Raw genomic sequence first — 17,781 nt, 5'->3', positions numbered from 1 at the left:
TCGCCCGGCGCTGGATATGAAATTCTTGAGTTGCGAGTAGACCGTCATTGACGGTTTCTATCAGATCTATGCGTCGATCCCAGCGAAGTTGCCTCCATCGCGTTACGCACCTACGCCGCAACGTTAGTCGCATTGATGGCGGAGCGGGAGCGAATGCATGCACTGTCCTCAATGCACAAAGAGGAGGTAGCTGCGATCAGCGTTGCGCCGATTGCTCGTCTCGTCGGTCCAGCCGACGGCACGGCGATAGCTGCCCATCACCCCGGCCTCCTTGACGGTGACAAGATCGACCCGCTCTGTCTCATCGGCAAAAGGGGAGACGTAGAGCGCGTCCTCAGGACAATAGAGCTCGCAGAGGAAGCAGGTCTGGCAATCGCTCTGCCGCGCGATCACCGGAAGCCCGTCCGTTTTGTCGAATACGTTGGTCGGACATACCGCGACACAAATGTCGCAAGAGGTGCAGCGCTCGCTATCGATGACCTCGATCATTCCGCAGCCTCCGCGTAAGCCGCCTCGGCATGGGGCCGGACGGCGGTCCAGACTTCGTCAAGGCCGCCCGATGTCAGGTAGTGGCGCTGCCGATGGTCCTGCTCGGGGAAATCGTCACGACGATGCATGCCGCGGCTTTCCTGACGCGCCAGTGCGCTGCGGTACATCCATCGCGCTGTGGCCAGCATCGCCGCGCTTTCACGCGTGCGGAGCAATTCGGCCGCGCCGGCAGCGCCTGCTTCCGAGACATCGCGCCAGGCGGCATCGAGGCGCGCCAGCGCACCACCGAGCCGTGAGGCCTCGCGGAAATAATTCAGCTCATAGGGGAAGACCTCGTCCTGGACGGCTCGCGCCAGCGCGGCCGGCTCGAATGCGCGCCGCGACCGGCTCCGGAGGCCGACCGTTCCAGCCGAGGACAGCTCTCGACCGTCAGCGGCTTGCCGCGCGTAGTCCGCGGCGCCCTGCCCGGCCAGCGTCCCCGACGTCATCGCCCAGGCGGCGTTGTGGCTGCCGCCGCCGGTGAAGCCACCGCAGATCAATTCGCGCGTCGCCGCATCTCCGGCGGCATAGAGCCCGGGGACGGTGGTTGCGCAGGTCTCGTCGACGATGCGAAGGCCGCCGGTGCCACGCACGGTGCCTTCCAGTCGCAGCGTAACCGGAAAACGATCCTTGAACGGATCGATTCCGGTGCGGTCGAAGGGCAGGAAGAAATTCGGTTGCGAGGCCCGCATGTGCAGCTGGACGTCCGCGTCGGCCTTGTCGAGCCGCGCATAGACCGGCCCCCCGAAGCAGGGCTCGGGCAATCGCGGAACGACCGCCTTTGGATGCAGCACCAGCTGCCGTCTTCATAGGTGAAGTTGGCCCAGCCATAGAACAGCGTCTTGGTGACCGAGCCGAACGCCGGCGAGATCGCGTAGGGATTGGAAAACTCCATGCTGCTGAATTCGGCGCCGGCTTCGGCGGCCATGAGATAGCCGTCACCGGTGAGCACGTTCGAACCTAGCGTCTTGCTCAGAAACGCACAGCCGCCGGTCGCAATCACCACCGCTTTGGCGCGCACGGTCCAGCGATCCTGCTTCTGGCGACGCAGGCCGCTCGCGCCCGCAACCGCCCCGGCCTCGTCGAGCAATAATTCCAGCGCCGGGCTGTGATCGAGGACGGTGACGCCGGCCTGCTTGGTCCGCTTGCGCATCAAGCGCATATATTCGGGGCCTTGCAGCGAGTTGCGCTGCGACTTGCCGTGGTCATCCACGGGATAGGGATAGCCCCATTCGGCGAGGCGATTGCTCTGCTGAAAAGTGAGATCGAGCGTGCGGACCATCCAGCGGCGGTCCTGAAGATATCCGCCGAGCTTCTCGCGGCTCGCCATCGACGCCTCGCGGTCAGTCGGCGTGGGATCGACGTACCAGACGCCGGTTCCCGCCGCCGCGGTCGAGCCCGAGGTGCCGCAAAAGCCCTTATCGGCGAGAACAACACGCGCGCCGCGTTCGGCCGCGCTTACCGCTGCCCAGGTGCCCGCGGGCCCGCCACCCAGCACCAGCACGTCTGCATCATATTCGACCGATCCTGAAGGTGCGGACCTACGCTCGGCGCGATGGATTTGGTTGGTCATTGAACACGTCCCCAAGTTCGAACCATTACAATTGGCGCGCTCACGCCGAAACCGGCGCCTTCCAGCGCATGAAGCGCCGCTCGATCACCTCGAGCACAGCGTTGAACGCCAGCCCGATCACAGTGATGCCCAGGATGCCGAAATACATCTGCGGGATCAGGAAGCTGTACTGGCTGTTGATGATGAGATAGCCGAGCCCCGCCTTCGCCCCGACCATCTCGGAGGCGACCAGCACCAGCATGGCAGAGGCGCTGGCGAGGCGAATGCCGACGAAGATGGTCGGAAGCGCTGCCGGAAGAATGACCTTGCGGAACAATTGCTGCGGGCTCGCGCCCATGGTGCGCGCCGACTTGATCAGGAGCGGATCGACCTGCTTGACGGCGGCGATCGTGTTGAGCAGCAGCGGCCAGGCGCAACTGTAGATTACCATCGTGATCTTCGACATCTCGCCGATGCCGAGCAGCAGGATGAAGACCGGCAGCAGCGCCAGCGGCGCGGTGTTACGGCAGATTTCGATGAACTGGTTCAGGAGATTGCCGAGCCGCGCGTACCAGCCGACGAGAAGGCCAAGCGGAACGATCAAGGCAACCGAGATCAGAAACCCGCTCAAGGCACGCAGCAGGCTTGCTGACACGTCGTCATAGAGCTCGCCGCTCTGTGCGAGCTGCCAGCCGGCGGCAATCACCTCGGAGAACGGCGGCAGGAATACCGGATCGACCACCCCAAGTCGCGGGGCAACCTCCCACACCGACAGCAGCACGATGAGCAGCAGCGAGCGATGCCCCAATGCGCCGAGCGCGCGCAGGGCAGCATGAAGCCGGCCGGCGATCCGTGGGGATGCGCGATCTCCGCCTGACAACGCGTTCGGACGCCCATGCGCGAGCTCCAGCAGCGTCAGCGTTTCAAGGCTAGACATGCGCGATCTCCTTCACGTCACTGTTGCCGCGACGGACATCGGCGGGGCGGCTCGATTGTCCCTGCTGCGCCTTCTGCACCTCTTCCCGGAGCAGGCTCCATATCTCGTGCCTGACCTGACCGAACTCCGGCAGCGAACGCACGTCCTCATCTTCGCTGCGCAGCGAGGCCGGAATGTCGAAGATTTGCTTGATCCGGCCCGGGCGCGAGGTCATCACGGCCACGCGTTGGCCAAGCGCTACGGCCTCGTCTATGCCATGGGTGATAAAGACGATGGTCTTGCCGGTGGCGCGCCAGATCCGCAGCAGCTCGGTCTGGAGCGTCTCGCGCGTCTGGGCATCCAACGCGGCAAACGGCTCGTCCATCAGCAGCACCTCGGGATCGTAAGCAAGACTGCGGGCAATCGCGACGCGCTGCTTCATGCCGCCGGAGAGCTCGTGCGGATAGCGGCTGGCAAATCCGGACAGGCCAACGAGGTCGAGGAAATGCCGCGCGATCTCGCGTCGCTGCGCGGCCTTCAGCCCGGCGATGTCGAGCCCGAACTCGACATTCTCCAGGGCGGTGCGCCAGGGAAACAGCGCGTATTGCTGGAACACGATGCCGCGGTCGCGGCCGGGCCCTTTGATCTGCCGCCCGTCGAGCAGGATGCGGCCGCTGGTCGGCGTCGTCAGCCCACCCAACAGATCGAGCAGGGTCGATTTCCCGCAGCCGCTGGGACCGACCAGGGCCAGGAACTCACCAGTGCGAACATCGAGCGTGATGTCCTCGAGGGCGGTGAAACGGCCCAACGGGCCGCCTCCCTCGCCGCGCGTCACGAATTCCTTGCGGACGTGTTCGAAGCTGATTTTGATCGGGCTCGCTTGGGTCACTGGGCCTCCGCCGTCTTGCCGGGACGGAAATAGTTGAAGGCGTTGGTGTAGGTCTCGGAGGCCTTGACCTGGCCCGGCTTGAACAGACCGTCCTTCTCCAGCCAGTCGATCCACACCTGGATCTCGGCATCCGAGATCACCCCGCCTTTGCTCGCGACGCCCGTGCTCTTCCAGTATTTGATCGGCGTCGCGTCCTCATTACGTTTGCGCTCCGCGATGATGCGCCCGAAGCGCGCGCGCACCTCCTCGGGCGGCGTCGACTGCGCCCAAGCGATGGCGCGCGAAATGCCCTCGATCAGCTTGCGTGAGGCCTCCGGATTGTCCTTGATGAACTTGTCGCGCAGGACGTAGGAGCCGCCGGTGAAATTGCCGAACAGACCGGTGTCGTTGAACAGCGAGTGGATGCCGCCACGCTCCAGTGCCTTGTCGCGCAGCACGCCGCTAAGGGTGCTCACTTCGACCTGGCCCTGGCGTAAGGCCTGTTCACCGCTGACCGGCGGGATCGCGACCAGCGTCACCTGCTTGGCTTCCGCTGATGTCAAGCCGTTGCGGGCGAGATATTCGCGGAGCACAAATTCCAGATGGGCACCGAGCGTATTGACGGCGACCTTCTTGCCGATCAGGTCGCGCGCGGTCTTGATTGGGCTGTCGTCCCTGACGAAGTAGCCGTTATAGGTGTTGGCGTCCGAGCCGTAATAGCCGACCACGGCCTTGATGGGCGCCTTTGCCGCGATCAGCTTGAGGATCGCGCCGTAGAAAGCCCCGCCGATGTCGATATCCCCGGTCACCACGGTCTGGATGTCCTGTGGGCCGCTGATGGTGTTGCCGACCCATTTCAGCTTCAGGGGCGCCAGATAGCCGAGGTCGTCGGCGAGCTCGATGAAGGTCACCTGCCCCGCCCAGCCCTGATACCGGATCTCGCTCTTGTCGAGCGGCGGCTCGGCGAAGGCGGGAGCGGCAAGGCCCAATGCCAGCGCGCTGACAAGCAGCCGCCGTGCGGCGCTCCGTGCAGCACGATGCCGCGCTTGAAAAAATTGAAACAGAGAGTTCATGTGTCAAACCCGGTCAAGTGTTGGAGATCAAGCGGCCTTGGGCGCCTGCGCCTTCGGCGCCTTGACGCGCGTCACGCTGTGACGACCGTCGACGCTGACAGGCACTTCCCCATCGATGGTGGCGCGGCGGACGACGCGGTGCTGATCGCCATAATCGTTGACGGCGTAGTGCTGGGTTGCCCGGTTGTCCCAGATCGCGAGGTCACCGGCCTGCCAGGTCCAGCGTACGGTGTTCTCGGGCGCGGTGATGTGGGACTGGAAAAGCTCGAACAGCTTCTGGCCATCATATTTCGGCAAGCCGACGAAGCGCTGCACGAAGTTGCCGAGCACCAGGGTGCGTTCGCCGGTTTCGGGATGAACCCGCACGACCGGATGCTCCGTCTCATAGATCGTGCCGGTAAAAACCTCGTCGAAATGCTTGCGATCCGCTTCGCTCGCGGGCGTCTTCACCGCGTAGTCGTAAGCGTTGCTGTGGACCGCCCAGAGCTCGTCGGCAAGCTTGCGCAGCGGCGCCGGCAGGTCGAGATAGGCCGCCGCCGTGTTCGACCACACGGTATCGCCGCCGTATGGCGGGATCACAACGCCACGCAGCACCGAGATTTTCGGATAGGCATCGACGAAGGTGACGTCCGTGTGCCACTGGTCTGCACGACCGCCGCCACGACCTGAATCGAGCTCCAGGATCGATGAAGTGCCCTTGGTCGCACCGACCGTCGGATGCGGCACGAGCTTACCGAGCCTGATAGCAAAGCGCTCCTGCTCGGCATCGTCGAGATGCCCCTGGTTGCGGAAGAAGGTGACCTTGTGCTCCAGCAGCACATGATTGATGGCGCGAATGACGTCGTCGGACAAATCGCCTGATAATTTGACGTTCCGGATTTCGGCACCGAGCCGGGCCGCACGTTTGACGATATCGGCGCGCGGAATGACGTTGTCGATGGTGATCGGGTTGCTCATGATCGTATCTCTCATTGAATTCGTGGACAAAGCTCCGCCATACGCCGGTCATGCCGGCGGCGGCGGACAGTGACGGGTGGTTTCCTGGTTGGCCCTAGGGGATCACGTCGGCGGCTAGACAGTCGGCAGCAGGCGGATCCCGGCGGTACAGCTCTCCGCCATCGCCGCAGTGCGAAGCGATGCGCACAGCACCATTAGCCGGGCCACATTGCGAACGATGTTTGGATCGGATTGCCGCATGGTGAACGACCTCGCTTGGACGTTGCCGATGGTAAAAGCGATGGCGCTCCAGTCAATGAAACGAAACCAGCGTTGTTTTCGGCGCCGCGCAATGATCGCTTCGTTGGGACGGCGAGCACGGAAAGATTTGCGATCATGACGGCCCATGCGAGCGCCTCACATGCGCGAAGACGAGCAAAATCGAGCCAACGGACGCACGAAACGACGCGGTTCATTTGCCTTGATCACCAGCACGAACGCACTCATCTCCCGCTAGCGACGCGCTCGTATCGTTCATGCTCGCTTCGCCGACAACAACGCAAATTCATTACATCGACAGCTTTGCGAGCATCGACATAGAGTCAACTGCAACGCGCGCGGTGACGCCGCGATCCGGAGATAACCAACCATTGCGAGCCAGATGATGAGCAAACGCCAGCTTTCCCTCAACTTCTTCATCTATCCGGACGGTCATCACGAGGCCGCGTGGCGGCACAAGGCCTCGACGACGGACCGCATTCTCGACGTCACCTACTATCAGGAACTGGCGCAACGCGCCGAAGCGCACAAGTTCGACGCGGTCTTCTTCGCCGACGGGCCGGTGCTCTCGGATAACGTCCGCTACGCGCAGCGCTTCCGGCTCGAGCCGATCACGCTTCTCGCCGCGATCGCGTCGGCTACCACGCACATCGGCCTGATCGCGACCGCTTCAACCACCTACACCGAACCCTACAATCTCGCTCGGCTGTTCGCGTCGCTCGATCACCTCAGCCGCGGGCGTGCAGGATGGAACATCGTGACGACAAGCTCGCCACAGGCAGCGCAGAACTTCGGCCTGCCTGAGCATCCTCCGCATCACGAGCGGTACGAGCGGGCGCGCGAATATCTCGATGTCGTCACCGCGCTATGGGACAGCTGGGAGGACGATGCGCTCGTCAATGACCCCGTCTCCGGCATTTTCGCTGATACCAGCAAGATCCACGCGATCGACCATATAGGGAAATACTTCCGCGTGCGCGGCCCGCTCAACGTCTCACGGACGCCGCAGGGCCGGCCCGTCTATGTCCAGGCCGGCTCTTCCGAGGACGGACGCGCCTTCGCAGCGCGCTTTGCCGAGGCCATCTTCACGGCGCACCAGACGTTGGCGAGCGCGCAGGAGTTCTATGCCGACATCAAACGGCAGGCGCGTGCGTTCGATCGCAGCCCTGACCAGATCAAGATCCTGCCCGGCATCTCGCCGTTCATCGCCAGCACACAAGCGGAGGCCGACCGGCTTCAGGACGAGTTCAACGCGCTGATCCAGCCGGAGTTCTCGCTCGCCCAGCTCCGCCAGATGACCGGGCTCGACCTCGCCGGCTTTGATCTCGATGGCCCCTTCCCACGTCACCTGATCGATACCGACGGTGCGCATGGCGTTGCCAGCCGCTTCAAGCTGATCGTCGACATCATCGATCGCGAAAAGCCCACGATCCGCCAGCTGGTGCAGCGCCTCGCCGGTGCGCGCGGGCATTGGGTCATCGCCGGCCCCCCGGAAAAGATCGCCGACAACATCCAGACCTGGTTCGAGAACGGCGCAGCCGACGGTTTCAACGTCATGCCTCCGTGGCTGCCGGGCGGGTTCGACCTGTTCGCCGAACAGGTCGTGCCGATCTTGCGCAAGCGCGGCCTCTTCCGCCGTGATTATGCGGGCAGCAGTCTGCGCGATCACTACGGTTTGAGCCGCCCGGCCAGCCTGTTCTCGGGCGCCGTGCGGGCCATTGCGTGAGGGTGGAAAACCAGTCGGGCCGTGCGCACGTCGTCTCTTCAGCAAGGTGCGTTGCCGGTTTTGAACAGAATGTCCGCCTCAGAACCGTCCAGCCTGACCAATTCGCAGCGCCGAAACGCCAAGCCAGTCGTTGAAAGCAGCAAGAAAAAATGCCGTGATCGCAGCACGTCTGGCGATCCGTCGATAAGAACGCGGGCGCCAGTTTCGGACGCCTCGATTAGTATACAGTTGCGCCACCATCGCCCGTCCGCTGCCAGGAGGGTCATCCGATGTTCATGTTCAAAACGGACGAATCGGGTTCCTCTCTTGGTCGGGAGCATCAAGACTCCGCCTGACGGCGCCTTCAAACAAAATCATTGCAATTAGAAGTCGAAGAGCAGAAGGCCAGCGCACGTCTCTGCCCAGACCGAAACATCAAAGTAACTGTGGCTTGATCCGCGCCGGCTCCGATCTAGCGGTTCTCTATAAAAAGGTGAATGCAAACAGGCTTGCGCACAGGAGGACAAATCCCGCTCCAGTCAGGCCCAGGAAGCTTCCTGAGATGAGATCATGTTCGCGCATGAGTGCCTCAGCTGTCTCTGCCAGCTTCGAATCAGAGCAGGTTTGGAGCGGCTGTTGTTAGCCCGCTTGCTCGCACTTTTTCGGCTATTGCGCGTTGAAAATGCATTTTTTGGACACTGCTCGAGACGACTGAGGCGTGTTGCAGCAGCAGGCCTCGTTTAAGGCTTGGCATACGACTTAAGCTGCTTGGACGTTGGCCGTACAAGATGGTCCAGAACCTCCGTCCAGGTAGATGTGAGCGGCTTCATAATTGCGATAAGAGTTCGGGAGTATCCTTTCGACATGCGTGGGTCTCTGATTGTCCTTGCCATCTTTGCAATTATCTTGGCCGTGCGCGGACACCAGCGTGAGAGTGTCGCGTTGCGTCCGACGGAAGCCATGCCGCCTGTCAACGTACCTTAAGGCTTGGCGGGAGCAAGGAATGCGTTGGCAAGATGCTGATCATTTGGGGCGTTTATCTCGTCAGTCAGATTCGAAGAACTATCCGCCGGCGCCGGTCGAGGGCAGAGCGCGGTGAGCAGCGCTATCGGAAGCGTTGAGACAGCCCAATCCGCGGAAACGTTCCGCCGTGCCCGCGAGATGCGGCGAGAGCCGACACAACCATCTGTTTGACATGCGATGCGTTTTTTGGAGGTTGCCGTGACAAAGCTTAGAGTTCTACTTCCCGCCTGCATTACCATCCTGGCGGGCAGCACGTCGACTGCGCTCGCGTGGGGACAGCTCGGGCATTCCGTGATTGCTGAGCTCGCGCAGCGACATCTCACCCCGGCTGCCACGACCAAGCTCAAGGACCTGATCGGAGAGACCTCGTTGGCGTCGATCTCGAACTGGGCTGACGACTACAAGTTCACGGCAGAAGGGAAGAACACGTATCGCTGGCACTTCGTCGACATCGATGTCGCCCGCGCCACTTATGATTCCGCGCTGGACTGCAATGAGGCAAACAATCAGGGCACTTGCATCGTGCGGGGCCTGCCTGAGGCGATTGCGGTGTTAAAGGACACTTCGCGCAGTAAGGACGACAGGCTGCGTGCGCTCAAGCTGGTGGTTCATCTTGCGGGTGATCTTGAGCAACCGCTTCACGCAAGTGAACGGGATGGCGACCAGGGTGGTAACAAGTTGCACGTCATATTGCGTGCCAAACGCTCGGATGGAACGTCATACACGCGCGCATCGACGTTTCACAGCATGTGGGATGATTCTCTGATCGACCTTCAGGCCTATTCGTGGGGAAGCTATGCGGACGCAATCGACGGTGCATCGTTGCCGGCGGTTGAGCCCGCTCCCTATGATGAGGCACGCATCGCTGCTTGGGCCAATGACACCCATGCGCTCGGGATAAGGGCCTATCAGCTTCTGCCTCAAGGTGCGCCGGAGCAGAACGACGCTGGTCATCCCATTGAGCTCGGAGCGGAGTATGCCGCTGCCGTCAAATCAGATCTTGATGGCGAGCTGGCAAAGGGAGCTGCGCGATTGAAAGCCATCCTTGAGGATGCACTTGGAGATTCGTGATGTGAGGCGAGCGTTGACCAACAGACGCGTCCGATCACAACTTTGTTCATCTCTCGAAGGCAACGCGAAACGCCGCCGTTGATTTGATATTTCTGCGCCCTTATTTGCGTCCTAGAGGTGGCGTCGGCTGCTACAGCACCGCCAGCTCGTTTGATGAAACCAAGGCTGGAAATGCAGTCGACGACGAAGCATTTGGACGAGATGAGAGGACCGTCGGCTCCAGCTCTCGGGGACGGTTTCGTTGTTGCGCTATTTGGACGGCGGCCACAGCGGGCTATCCGCCCACTTCCGCGCAGCTGGATCGTGCAGGGGATCGCCTCCGCAGGCGAGGCAGACGTAGCCCGGCCGGCCGGGCGCCTCGTCGTCAGGCACGGCCGTCATCGGCTTGCCGCAGGTCGGGCACAGGGTTTCGGCTTGCGTAGAGCCTTGTGATCGGATTTCCCCCCGTGTCGCGCGGCGATCAGGATGGAAGGCGCTTCCTACCCAGATTGCCGCGCTACACCTCCGCTGTGAGCTTAGTTTCTCTGGCGCCGTGAGCTCAAGCAGATCCTTTAAATCCGTCCGACGCATCAGCAGGCCCTTGACGGAACGCGCATCCGGCAATGATATTCGGGTTATCAGTGATGTTGCGGGGGGGCGTCGTGGAAGAGTTCTATAGTGGCTTTGCGCAGCGGGCGCGCGATCTAGCAGAGAAAGCCGACCCATTCACCAAGCGGCGGCTTCTCGACCTCGCCCAGCGTTACGATCTGAAGAGCAGACCGGGATCGCCAGGCGTTCGGTCCCTCCCGCCGCCCCGCGCAACGCCGCCGACGGTGCTCTTCTCCGGCGCTGGCGAAGTGTGATCCAACCCTTCGAAGCGATTACCGCCCGCCCGAGACGGTTATCTTCTCCGGACTCTCATTACGCAGGTCCCCGAATTCTCTTGCTGAGATTATGGCAATTTTCTCATCATTTGTTGCAGAGAATAGCTTGTCAGCGCAATGATTAGCTTGCATAATCTCTGCAAGAGATGATGAGATTATGGCCTACATTCATGAACTGCCTGCTTGGCCCACATTCACTTGGGATATGCAGCGGATTGCAGACCGATTGGCGGCGGTCCGTCATAAGCAGGGCCGCCTGCTCGGCCGGATGGAGCGGCTCGGATTCCCCCTCAAAACTGAGGCTACTCTTCAGACCCTCACTGAAGAAGTGGTGAAGTCGAGTGAGATCGAGGGTGAGATCCTCGATCATGCGCAGGTTCGGTCCTCCATCGCTCGTCATCTTGGTATGGACATTGGGGGCCTTATCCCTGCCGACCGGTACGTCGAAGGCGTGGTCGAGATGATCCTCGACGCCACCGAACACTATGCCGAGGAGCTAACTGCCGAACGCCTCTTCGGCTGGCATGCCGCGCTCTTCCCCACTGGGCGCAGCGGTATGACCAAGATAGTCGTCGGCGCGTGGCGGACGGTCGAGACTGGACCCATGCAAGTTGTCTCGGGCCCGATGGGTCGCGAGCGCGTACACTATGAAGCTCCATCGGCCGAGCGTCTCGATGCGCAGATGCAGACCTTCTTGGAGTGGTTTAACCGTAATATCGTTAGCATCGATCCCGTGTTGAAGGCCGCTCTCGCTCATCTTTGGTTCGTGACCATCCATCCATTTGAAGACGGCAACGGTCGTATTGCGCGTGCGATCGCTGACCTTGCGCTGGCAAGATCAGAGCGGAGCCCGCAAAGGTTTTACAGTATGTCCGCGCAGATTCGGCGCGAGCGGAACGACTACTACTCAATTCTCGAGCGGATCCAGAAAGGAAACCTCGACATCACCGATTGGATGGCGTGGTTCCTGGATTGCTTAGATCGCGCCTTTGACAACGCGGATGCCATTCTCGGGAGAATTCTCCAGAAAGCGGACTTCTGGGATCGTCATGCGGCTCGCCAGCTCAATGAACGTCAACGAACTGTGCTTAATTGCCTGTTCGATGGATTTGAGGGCAAGCTAACGTCCTCAAAGTGGGCAAAGCTAACGAAGGTCTCCCAGGCGACGGCGGCAAGGGACATTGAGGAATTGATCGAACATGGCATCCTTAAGAAAGATGCCGCCGGGGGCAGAAGCACCAGCTACTCGCTCGTTGACACACACAGCTGATGGCGGAACGGGAAGGATGAGGAGGAAGAAGCATTTGAGAAGATCCTCTCAACGCAACTTAACCGCAACATCGACGTCGTTAATTCGTCGAGACAAGAACTCTCGTTGCTGAGGCTTCCTCAACACGGGTGATCGGCTCTATCAACCTGCTGATCGAGTAGGCCGGCTTGCCTGCTTACGCTGTGATGACCTATTGTGCAGATGTCCATCGATGTGCGGATGCCAAGCGCAAGTTCGTGTTCACGGCAATCTTGATCCTTCGCCGCCGCCGATCTCCTAGGGTGCTCGCCATTTACTGCGTTAACCTCGGACTCGTTCATCCTCGTCCTTAAGAGAGACTGTCGTTCTAGAACGCCGAAGTAGGGCAATTTGAAAGGCGTTGAATGCGATGATTGGCACCGAGACACGAACTGCAGCCGGCATTCTCACACTCACCGCTTTGCGCGGTATCGGCCCTGCTACGGCCGAGCGTCTCGCTGAACGATTCTCGCTTCTTGAAGCGATTTTGGGCGCCGAGCCTGCGAAGCTTCGATCGGTCGTTTCGGCCGCGGTGGCTGAATGCCTTCAGGAGCCCGCCGCCATTGTTAAAGCCAGCGAGAAGGCACAGCGAGTGCTCGACGAGGCGGATCGGCGTGGGGTGCGTGTTCTGTCGATCTTCGATACGGATTATCCAGTGGCTCTGCGCTCTCTTGCCGATCGCCCGCCCATCCTGTTTGTGAAGGGCCAGCTTCCGCCGCGCCGCAGCGTCGCTTGCATCGGCACGCGCGAGCCGTCCGAATTCGGCGAAATCGTCAGCGATAGGATCGTGGAGACACTGGTCGGCGCCAATTGGGCGATCGTGAGTGGCCTTGCGATCGGCGTCGATACGTTGAGCCACCAAAGCGCATTGCATCACGGCGGGCGGACCGTCGCTGTGATGGCGGGTGGTCTTGAGGGCATTTACCCGAAGCAGAATAGCAAGCTCGCCGAAGAGATTCTGGAAAAGGATGGCGCGCTGATCAGCGAGCAGCCTTTCGGCGTGCCGCCATCCCCGCGCAATCTTGTGCAGCGCGATCGCCTGCAAAGCGGGCTTTCGATAGCAACCTTTGTCATGCAGACAGACATCAAGGGCGGCTCGATGCACACGGTGCGCTTCACGATCCAACAGGACCGCGTGCTGTTTGCGCCAGTGCCGCAGGGCCGTCATGCCACAGAGCCTAAGAGCCAGGGCATCTTGGCCATGACGCAGTTGCCCGCGAGCCGCTTCGCCGAAGCTGTGCGGGCTGAAGGTGACTACCGACGCATACTCGCCGAGAGGTATGGCAACCGCCCGGTGGCTGTGCCGCTAGCCAGCAAGGAAGACTACGCCTCCATGCTTGGCTTATTGGAAAGCCGCTTGGCTGGTGGCGAAACCCAAACAGTCGCTCCGCCGTCGTCACCCACGCAGATGTCGATGCTCTAACGGCTGGGATGTTCCTGTTTGACCTCGACATGACGCTTTTCGATAGCTCGGCCATTGCGCAGCAACGTCGCTTTCAGATGTGGGACAATGTCCGGCAGAATATGCATCTGATCCGGCCGTTCCCCGCGCAAGGCCGCGCGGCGCCTCATGAGCTTCCCGCCCTTCTCAGGGCGGACGGACAGAGGATCGGCATCGTCACCTCTTCGCCTGAATGGTACGCGACTTCAGTCCTCCAGCAATTCCGCATCCCTTACGACGTGCTGGTCAGCTACGGCAATACCCAGAACCACAAACCCGACCCCGAGCCGATCCTGGAAGCGCTACGTCGTGTCGGCGTGGCTGCGACGACGGAAACGCTCTACATCGGTGATGATGTCGGTGACATCGAAGCCAGTTACCATGCCGGGGTGACTTCTGTTGCGGTCCGATGGGGGCCTACGTCAATCTTCGAGCTTTCCTCCAGTGCACCGGACGTCTTCATGTCGAAGGCATCCACCTTGCTGAGACGCGAACATTCCTGGCCGCGGCTATATTGGCGAAGCGTGAGCGCAGCCGTGTTGTCGCTGAAGAGTGATGATACCCACGCCAAGATTCTCGGTGAGGCCGTAGGTCGAGCCATCGCAACCCTCGACTGGGCACCGGACTATGTTGTGCCGGTTCCGATGAAGCCTTCTCAACAGCGCAATCGCTTTGAATTGCTGCTCAATGAGGCAGCAGATCATTTCGATGAGGACATCGAACTGGAGCTGAAGGGCCTGCGTGTCGTCAAGGAAATCGAGGGCTACAAGCAGATGAATTCGCTGGAGCGCGCCGAAGCAATCAAAGGCGCTTTCCATTCTAATTTCAGATGGAACAATAACAAGATCTTGCTGATCGACGATGTCTACACGACCGGGGAGACCACCGGGGAATGTGTCCGGACACTCGCCGCCAGCGGCGCCGGCGAAGTCAGGATCATGACGCTGGCGAAGGACCAGCGGGTATTTGCTCGCAAGACCTGCCCCGCCTGCGGTCGCTCTATGAAAATCCGGGAGAATCACACAACCCATTTCAAATTCTGGGGCTGCTCGGGTTATCCTCACCACTGCCAAAACACTGAAAACTTCTAGAGCATGATCCCGAGAAGTGTGCAGCGGTTTTCGGAGGCTCAAACAATAACCTAAAGCGCGACGAGGATTCATCTCATTCTCATCGCGCTTTAATGTGCGCGTGAGCGATTGATCCGCGCTCCAAGCCAGAAAACATGCCGAGCGAGCGCGGAACGAACGACGCCATCGACAACGACCGGCATTGAAGAAGAGGAAGACGGACGTGGATCTGAATGGCCAGCGGTTTGAGGCCCGTCCAATCAGACGTGCAGAGCTCACGCGAGATGAGAGTTGACGTTGACGAATAACCCGGCCGAACCGTTTCCACCCGTCTGCTCGTCGCTCACTCCGCTCGGGCGGTCTTGCGGGCACGCACAACATGATCCCGTGTAGAGAGTGCCAAACGGCGGCGGCTAAATCGCGTCAGGCGAGCCATTTTCCGGAGCGCCGCGCTCTGCCTGCTCCTGCAGCTCGCGTTCGGCTTGATGCCAGAATTCGAGTTCGCGCCCTTCCGGCCTGCCTGCTTTCTCCCAGAGCTCGTGGGCCTTGTTTTTGATCTGCTCTTCGGTCGGGAATGCCATGGCGGACTCCGCGGGGGCACGGTCCCGCCTTTGGGGGGCTTTGGGGGTATGCGGCAGGACCGTGGGGGCACAAGGGCCCTTTCATTGAACCGCCCAGAAGCCAGCATGTTCCAATAACCAGGGCGAGGCATGAGATGCGCCCGAGCAAAATTAGCGCGCTCCAACCTCAGAAGGCCGGAAGGCCTAGCTAAATTTCCCCTCAGCACGATCTTACCTTCACGAGCGTATGATGCGTTTAGATGCAGACGTGCGGGCCGCTGCCGGCCGCCTTGGCGACCGGCTCCATCCGCGTGCAGCCAAAGGCGTCGCTAGAACACCGGCTTGCTTGTTGTCATGCGCTGCGGCTCGCCAGCTACAATCGCATCGAGAAAAGCGCTGTTGATATTGGTGCCCTCGCTGACAGCAGGCGACTTTACTTCCATCGCCTCCAGGGCACGGGGCTCTGTTCGGTGACGCGCTATCTCGATCGATGCGCTCGATCAACTTCTGAGAAAAGGCTAGCTCAAGTATGCGATCATTCTTCTCGAGCGCTTGGCCTAATCGGATCCACCGTAGCTAAACCTGGTATATTTGCTTGAGATCCGGCATCTGTGCGAGGCCGTCTTTGCCGGTGGCCAGGATGTTCAACACGAACCTTGAAAGTCACAGCCACGCCCTTCCCTAGCGCCACATCGTCGGCGTCGAGCGAAGTGCCTCAAGCGCGACCTGCCTTAGGCGCTCCGCTGTTGTCTCACCCTTGGTTGCGGCTTCGATCAACTTGGAGGCGACATGGGCACGAAGGCCAGTTTCACTGCGGGAGATCTCCTGGCAGACCTCATCAAGCACGGCGCGGAGAAGGACACTCGTCGCTGGGTCCAACACGGGCGACTCCGAAAACGTGAAGGAAAATAAGGGCACGAGCAGGCACGTTGCAAATTTGATCTTTCGTCTGAAAGTAGGACAATATAAACTGTTAGCCCGGATGACGCACCCAGGCCGGGTGTCAACGAACACGGACGACATTGCGCAACTAGGGGCAAGAACGGACCCGGCTGTCCTGGCGGAATTCGGCGTTGAACTGGGATTTGTTGATGATTTTCACCGCAGCGGGATTGCAACAGGCCGATCCAGCTGTTCAGCACGCCCCCCAACGGTTGGATGTGAACCCATCCGCTAGGCAGGCGCGGCCGAGCGGGTGGTCCGGAACTCGCCGCGCGCAGACGAACAATGGATTCGATGTCCGACCGTTTTCCCTATTATGAGATTTTGCTCACTCGCCGTGGCCGCGGCTGGTTCTGGTCGCTCTCGACGGATGAAGGGATGCTGGTCATGGCAGGTTCAAAACGTAGCCGGCTGGCCGCCCGGTATGAGGCTAACAGGGCTTTGTTTTTGCTGCTCAGCGCGCCAGGCGGCGCGCGACATCCAGCTTCACCGCCGCGAGCTGGCGAGCGGCCAGGTGTGCGGCGTTAGCTGCTGCGGCGCCGTCCCGAAATCAACCAGATATGTTCGGAGAATGATGATGACGAAGCGCGGACCGAAGGAGCTATCTCAAGCCGGCATCGTTTTTCCAAAGAAACCTCGCCCGGCAAAAGCAAAAAAGCTGACGGCGACAATGAAGCGTCGTGCACTCAAGGTGCAAAAGGTCGAACGAGCTGCAACATCATCGCAGTGAGCGCGGCTGGGATCAGCACGCGCGCTGGAGCACCGCCCTGCCTCCTGGCGCGACGGAGATCGTGCTCGCTTATCACCGCGCGGTCAGCCTGCGAGCCTCCGTGGTATCGAGCAGGATGTTGTCGATCAGCCGGGTTGAGCCAACATAACCTGCGACACAAATCGCAGCAGGACGCGTCAGCTCGCTTGTAGCTGGCGTGAGCGTTTCGGCATCGACGATTTCCAGGTATTGCAGCTCGTCGATCTCTATAGTCTGCCTGGCGAGTGACAACAGCCGGATGGAATCGCGCTCGCCTGCCTGAAAGACAGCCTTTGCTGCGAAAAGGCCGCGGCTGATGGAAAGGGCGCTGCTGCGTTCAGGAGCGCTGAGATAGCGGTTCCGGCTGCTCATGGCGAGCCCGTCCGGATCGCGAACCGTCGGGACGGTGACGATTTCGATCGGGAGATTGAGATCGGTGACCATCCGCCGCACTACGGCACATTGCTGAAAGTCCTTTTGTCCGAAGAACGCCAGATCAGGCTGCACCATGTTGAACAGCTTGCAGACGACGGTCGTAACACCCCGAAAGTGGCCGGGCCTGAACGGGCCACAGAGGGGCTGTGCCGGTGCACCCGGTTCGACAAAGGTGTCGAACCCCGACCGATACACTTCCTCCGCCCCGGGAGCAAAGATAATATCGACGTCAGCCTCGCGGCACAGTCGTTCGTCTCGGGGGAAGTCCCGTGGATACACGCTGAGATCTTCCTTCGGGCCAAACTGGGCCGGGTTGACGAAGATGCTGACGACCGTGGTGTTGCAGCGTGCCCGGCTCGCTTTAACAAGCGCGAGATGACCATCGTGCAGGTATCCCATTGTGGGCACAAATCCGACGCGACCATTCGGTTTGTGACCAGCGAGGGCGCGGCGCAGCTCGCGGACGGTTTTTATGGTGCGCAC

Annotated in this window: 15 protein-coding genes and 1 pseudogene; 7 read left to right on the top strand and 9 right to left on the bottom strand. The window is 60.8% G+C overall.

The genetic code is table 11. The annotated features are described in order from the left end of the window. Positions 1–168: 168 nt before the first annotated feature. From X265_RS37350 to X265_RS37320, 7 genes and pseudogenes are all read right to left on the bottom strand, one after another. The gene (locus X265_RS37350; protein ID WP_128929952.1) at positions 169–489 is read right to left on the bottom strand and encodes a 4Fe-4S dicluster domain-containing protein; all 321 of its coding nucleotides are present in this window, start codon (positions 487–489) and stop codon (positions 169–171) included. Continuing rightward, positions 486–2,101, bottom strand: a pseudogene (locus tag X265_RS37345) (FAD-dependent oxidoreductase). Before X265_RS37345 ends, X265_RS37350 begins: the two are co-directional and overlap by 4 nt. 40 nt (positions 2,102–2,141) lie before the next feature. Continuing rightward, on the bottom strand, positions 2,142–3,017 hold the full coding sequence (locus X265_RS37340; protein ID WP_128929951.1) for an ABC transporter permease: 876 nt from the start codon (positions 3,015–3,017) through the stop codon (positions 2,142–2,144). Then, positions 3,010–3,885, bottom strand: a complete 876-nt coding sequence (locus X265_RS37335; protein WP_206733218.1) for an ABC transporter ATP-binding protein — start codon at positions 3,883–3,885, stop codon at positions 3,010–3,012. Before X265_RS37335 ends, X265_RS37340 begins: the two co-directional genes overlap by 8 nt. Then, a complete protein-coding gene (locus X265_RS37330) occupies positions 3,882–4,937 on the bottom strand; it encodes an ABC transporter substrate-binding protein (protein ID WP_128929950.1) in 1,056 nt (351 codons plus the stop codon). Before X265_RS37330 ends, X265_RS37335 begins: the two co-directional genes overlap by 4 nt. 27 nt (positions 4,938–4,964) lie before the next feature. Next, positions 4,965–5,894 (bottom strand): TauD/TfdA dioxygenase family protein, encoded by a 930-nt coding sequence (locus tag X265_RS37325; protein ID WP_128929949.1) that lies wholly within the window; start codon positions 5,892–5,894, stop codon positions 4,965–4,967. A gap of 114 nt (positions 5,895–6,008) precedes the next feature. Beyond that, complete coding sequence (locus X265_RS37320) at positions 6,009–6,281, bottom strand: hypothetical protein (RefSeq protein WP_128929948.1); 273 nt, start codon at positions 6,279–6,281, stop codon at positions 6,009–6,011. A 253-nt stretch (positions 6,282–6,534) separates the two neighbouring features. Here X265_RS37320 and X265_RS37315 point away from each other — a divergent pair, with 253 nt between their 5' ends. The 6 genes from X265_RS37315 (at position 6,535) to X265_RS37285 (ending at position 14,634) form a co-directional block, all read left to right on the top strand. After that, complete coding sequence (locus X265_RS37315) at positions 6,535–7,878, top strand: LLM class flavin-dependent oxidoreductase (protein WP_128929947.1); 1,344 nt, start codon at positions 6,535–6,537, stop codon at positions 7,876–7,878. Between the two features lie 1,200 nt (positions 7,879–9,078). Further along, positions 9,079–9,951 carry a S1/P1 nuclease gene (locus tag X265_RS37305; protein ID WP_164934264.1) on the top strand — a complete coding sequence of 291 codons (873 nt, stop codon included), beginning with the start codon at positions 9,079–9,081 and terminating at the stop codon, positions 9,949–9,951. 641 nt (positions 9,952–10,592) lie between these two features. Next, the gene (locus X265_RS41765) at positions 10,593–10,793 is read left to right on the top strand and encodes a hypothetical protein (RefSeq protein WP_128929944.1); all 201 of its coding nucleotides are present in this window, start codon (positions 10,593–10,595) and stop codon (positions 10,791–10,793) included. 178 nt (positions 10,794–10,971) lie between these two features. After that, entirely contained in the window at positions 10,972–12,084 is a 1,113-nt protein-coding gene (locus X265_RS37295; RefSeq protein ID WP_128929943.1) for a Fic family protein, read from the top strand. 388 nt (positions 12,085–12,472) lie between these two features. Beyond that, a complete protein-coding gene (locus X265_RS37290) occupies positions 12,473–13,525 on the top strand; it encodes a DNA-processing protein DprA (RefSeq protein ID WP_128929942.1) in 1,053 nt (350 codons plus the stop codon). A gap of 8 nt (positions 13,526–13,533) precedes the next feature. Beyond that, positions 13,534–14,634 (top strand): HAD-IA family hydrolase, encoded by a 1,101-nt coding sequence (locus tag X265_RS37285; protein WP_128929941.1) that lies wholly within the window; start codon positions 13,534–13,536, stop codon positions 14,632–14,634. Positions 14,635–15,026: 392 nt separating this feature from the next. Here X265_RS37285 and X265_RS37280 read toward each other — a convergent pair whose 3' ends face one another. After that, positions 15,027–15,194 carry a DUF2934 domain-containing protein gene (locus X265_RS37280; protein ID WP_128929940.1) on the bottom strand — a complete coding sequence of 56 codons (168 nt, stop codon included), beginning with the start codon at positions 15,192–15,194 and terminating at the stop codon, positions 15,027–15,029. A gap of 1,492 nt (positions 15,195–16,686) precedes the next feature. Between X265_RS37280 and X265_RS40920 the strand changes: the two genes are divergently transcribed. Next, positions 16,687–16,845 carry a hypothetical protein gene (locus X265_RS40920; RefSeq protein WP_164939081.1) on the top strand — a complete coding sequence of 53 codons (159 nt, stop codon included), beginning with the start codon at positions 16,687–16,689 and terminating at the stop codon, positions 16,843–16,845. Between the two features lie 72 nt (positions 16,846–16,917). On the opposite strand, the gene panC is transcribed toward X265_RS40920, so the two are convergent. Next, the gene (panC, locus tag X265_RS37270) at positions 16,918–17,781 is read right to left on the bottom strand and encodes a pantoate--beta-alanine ligase (RefSeq protein WP_164934262.1); all 864 of its coding nucleotides are present in this window, start codon (positions 17,779–17,781) and stop codon (positions 16,918–16,920) included.

The organism is Bradyrhizobium guangdongense, from assembly GCF_004114975.1.
GTDB lineage: Bacteria > Pseudomonadota > Alphaproteobacteria > Rhizobiales > Xanthobacteraceae > Bradyrhizobium > Bradyrhizobium guangdongense.
The sequence above is the reverse complement of the archived record's forward strand: the minus strand, read 5'-3'. Positions and strand labels throughout refer to the sequence as shown.

Excerpts from the sequence above, each read along its gene's own strand:
- X265_RS37350 (WP_128929952.1), bottom strand. The coding sequence starts at position 489 with ATGATCGAGGTCATCGATAGCGAGCGCTGCACCTCTTGCGACATTTGT.
- X265_RS37340 (WP_128929951.1), bottom strand. The coding sequence starts at position 3,017 with ATGTCTAGCCTTGAAACGCTGACGCTGCTGGAGCTCGCGCATGGGCGT.
- X265_RS37330 (WP_128929950.1), bottom strand. The coding sequence starts at position 4,937 with ATGAACTCTCTGTTTCAATTTTTTCAAGCGCGGCATCGTGCTGCACGG.
- X265_RS37325 (WP_128929949.1), bottom strand. The coding sequence starts at position 5,894 with ATGAGCAACCCGATCACCATCGACAACGTCATTCCGCGCGCCGATATC.
- X265_RS37320 (WP_128929948.1), bottom strand. The coding sequence starts at position 6,281 with ATGGGCCGTCATGATCGCAAATCTTTCCGTGCTCGCCGTCCCAACGAA.
- X265_RS37315 (WP_128929947.1), top strand. The coding sequence starts at position 6,535 with ATGATGAGCAAACGCCAGCTTTCCCTCAACTTCTTCATCTATCCGGAC.
- X265_RS37295 (WP_128929943.1), top strand. The coding sequence starts at position 10,972 with ATGGCCTACATTCATGAACTGCCTGCTTGGCCCACATTCACTTGGGAT.
- X265_RS37290 (WP_128929942.1), top strand. The coding sequence starts at position 12,473 with ATGATTGGCACCGAGACACGAACTGCAGCCGGCATTCTCACACTCACC.
- X265_RS37285 (WP_128929941.1), top strand. The coding sequence starts at position 13,534 with ATGTTCCTGTTTGACCTCGACATGACGCTTTTCGATAGCTCGGCCATT.
- X265_RS37280 (WP_128929940.1), bottom strand. The coding sequence starts at position 15,194 with ATGGCATTCCCGACCGAAGAGCAGATCAAAAACAAGGCCCACGAGCTC.
- X265_RS40920 (WP_164939081.1), top strand. The coding sequence starts at position 16,687 with ATGATGATGACGAAGCGCGGACCGAAGGAGCTATCTCAAGCCGGCATC.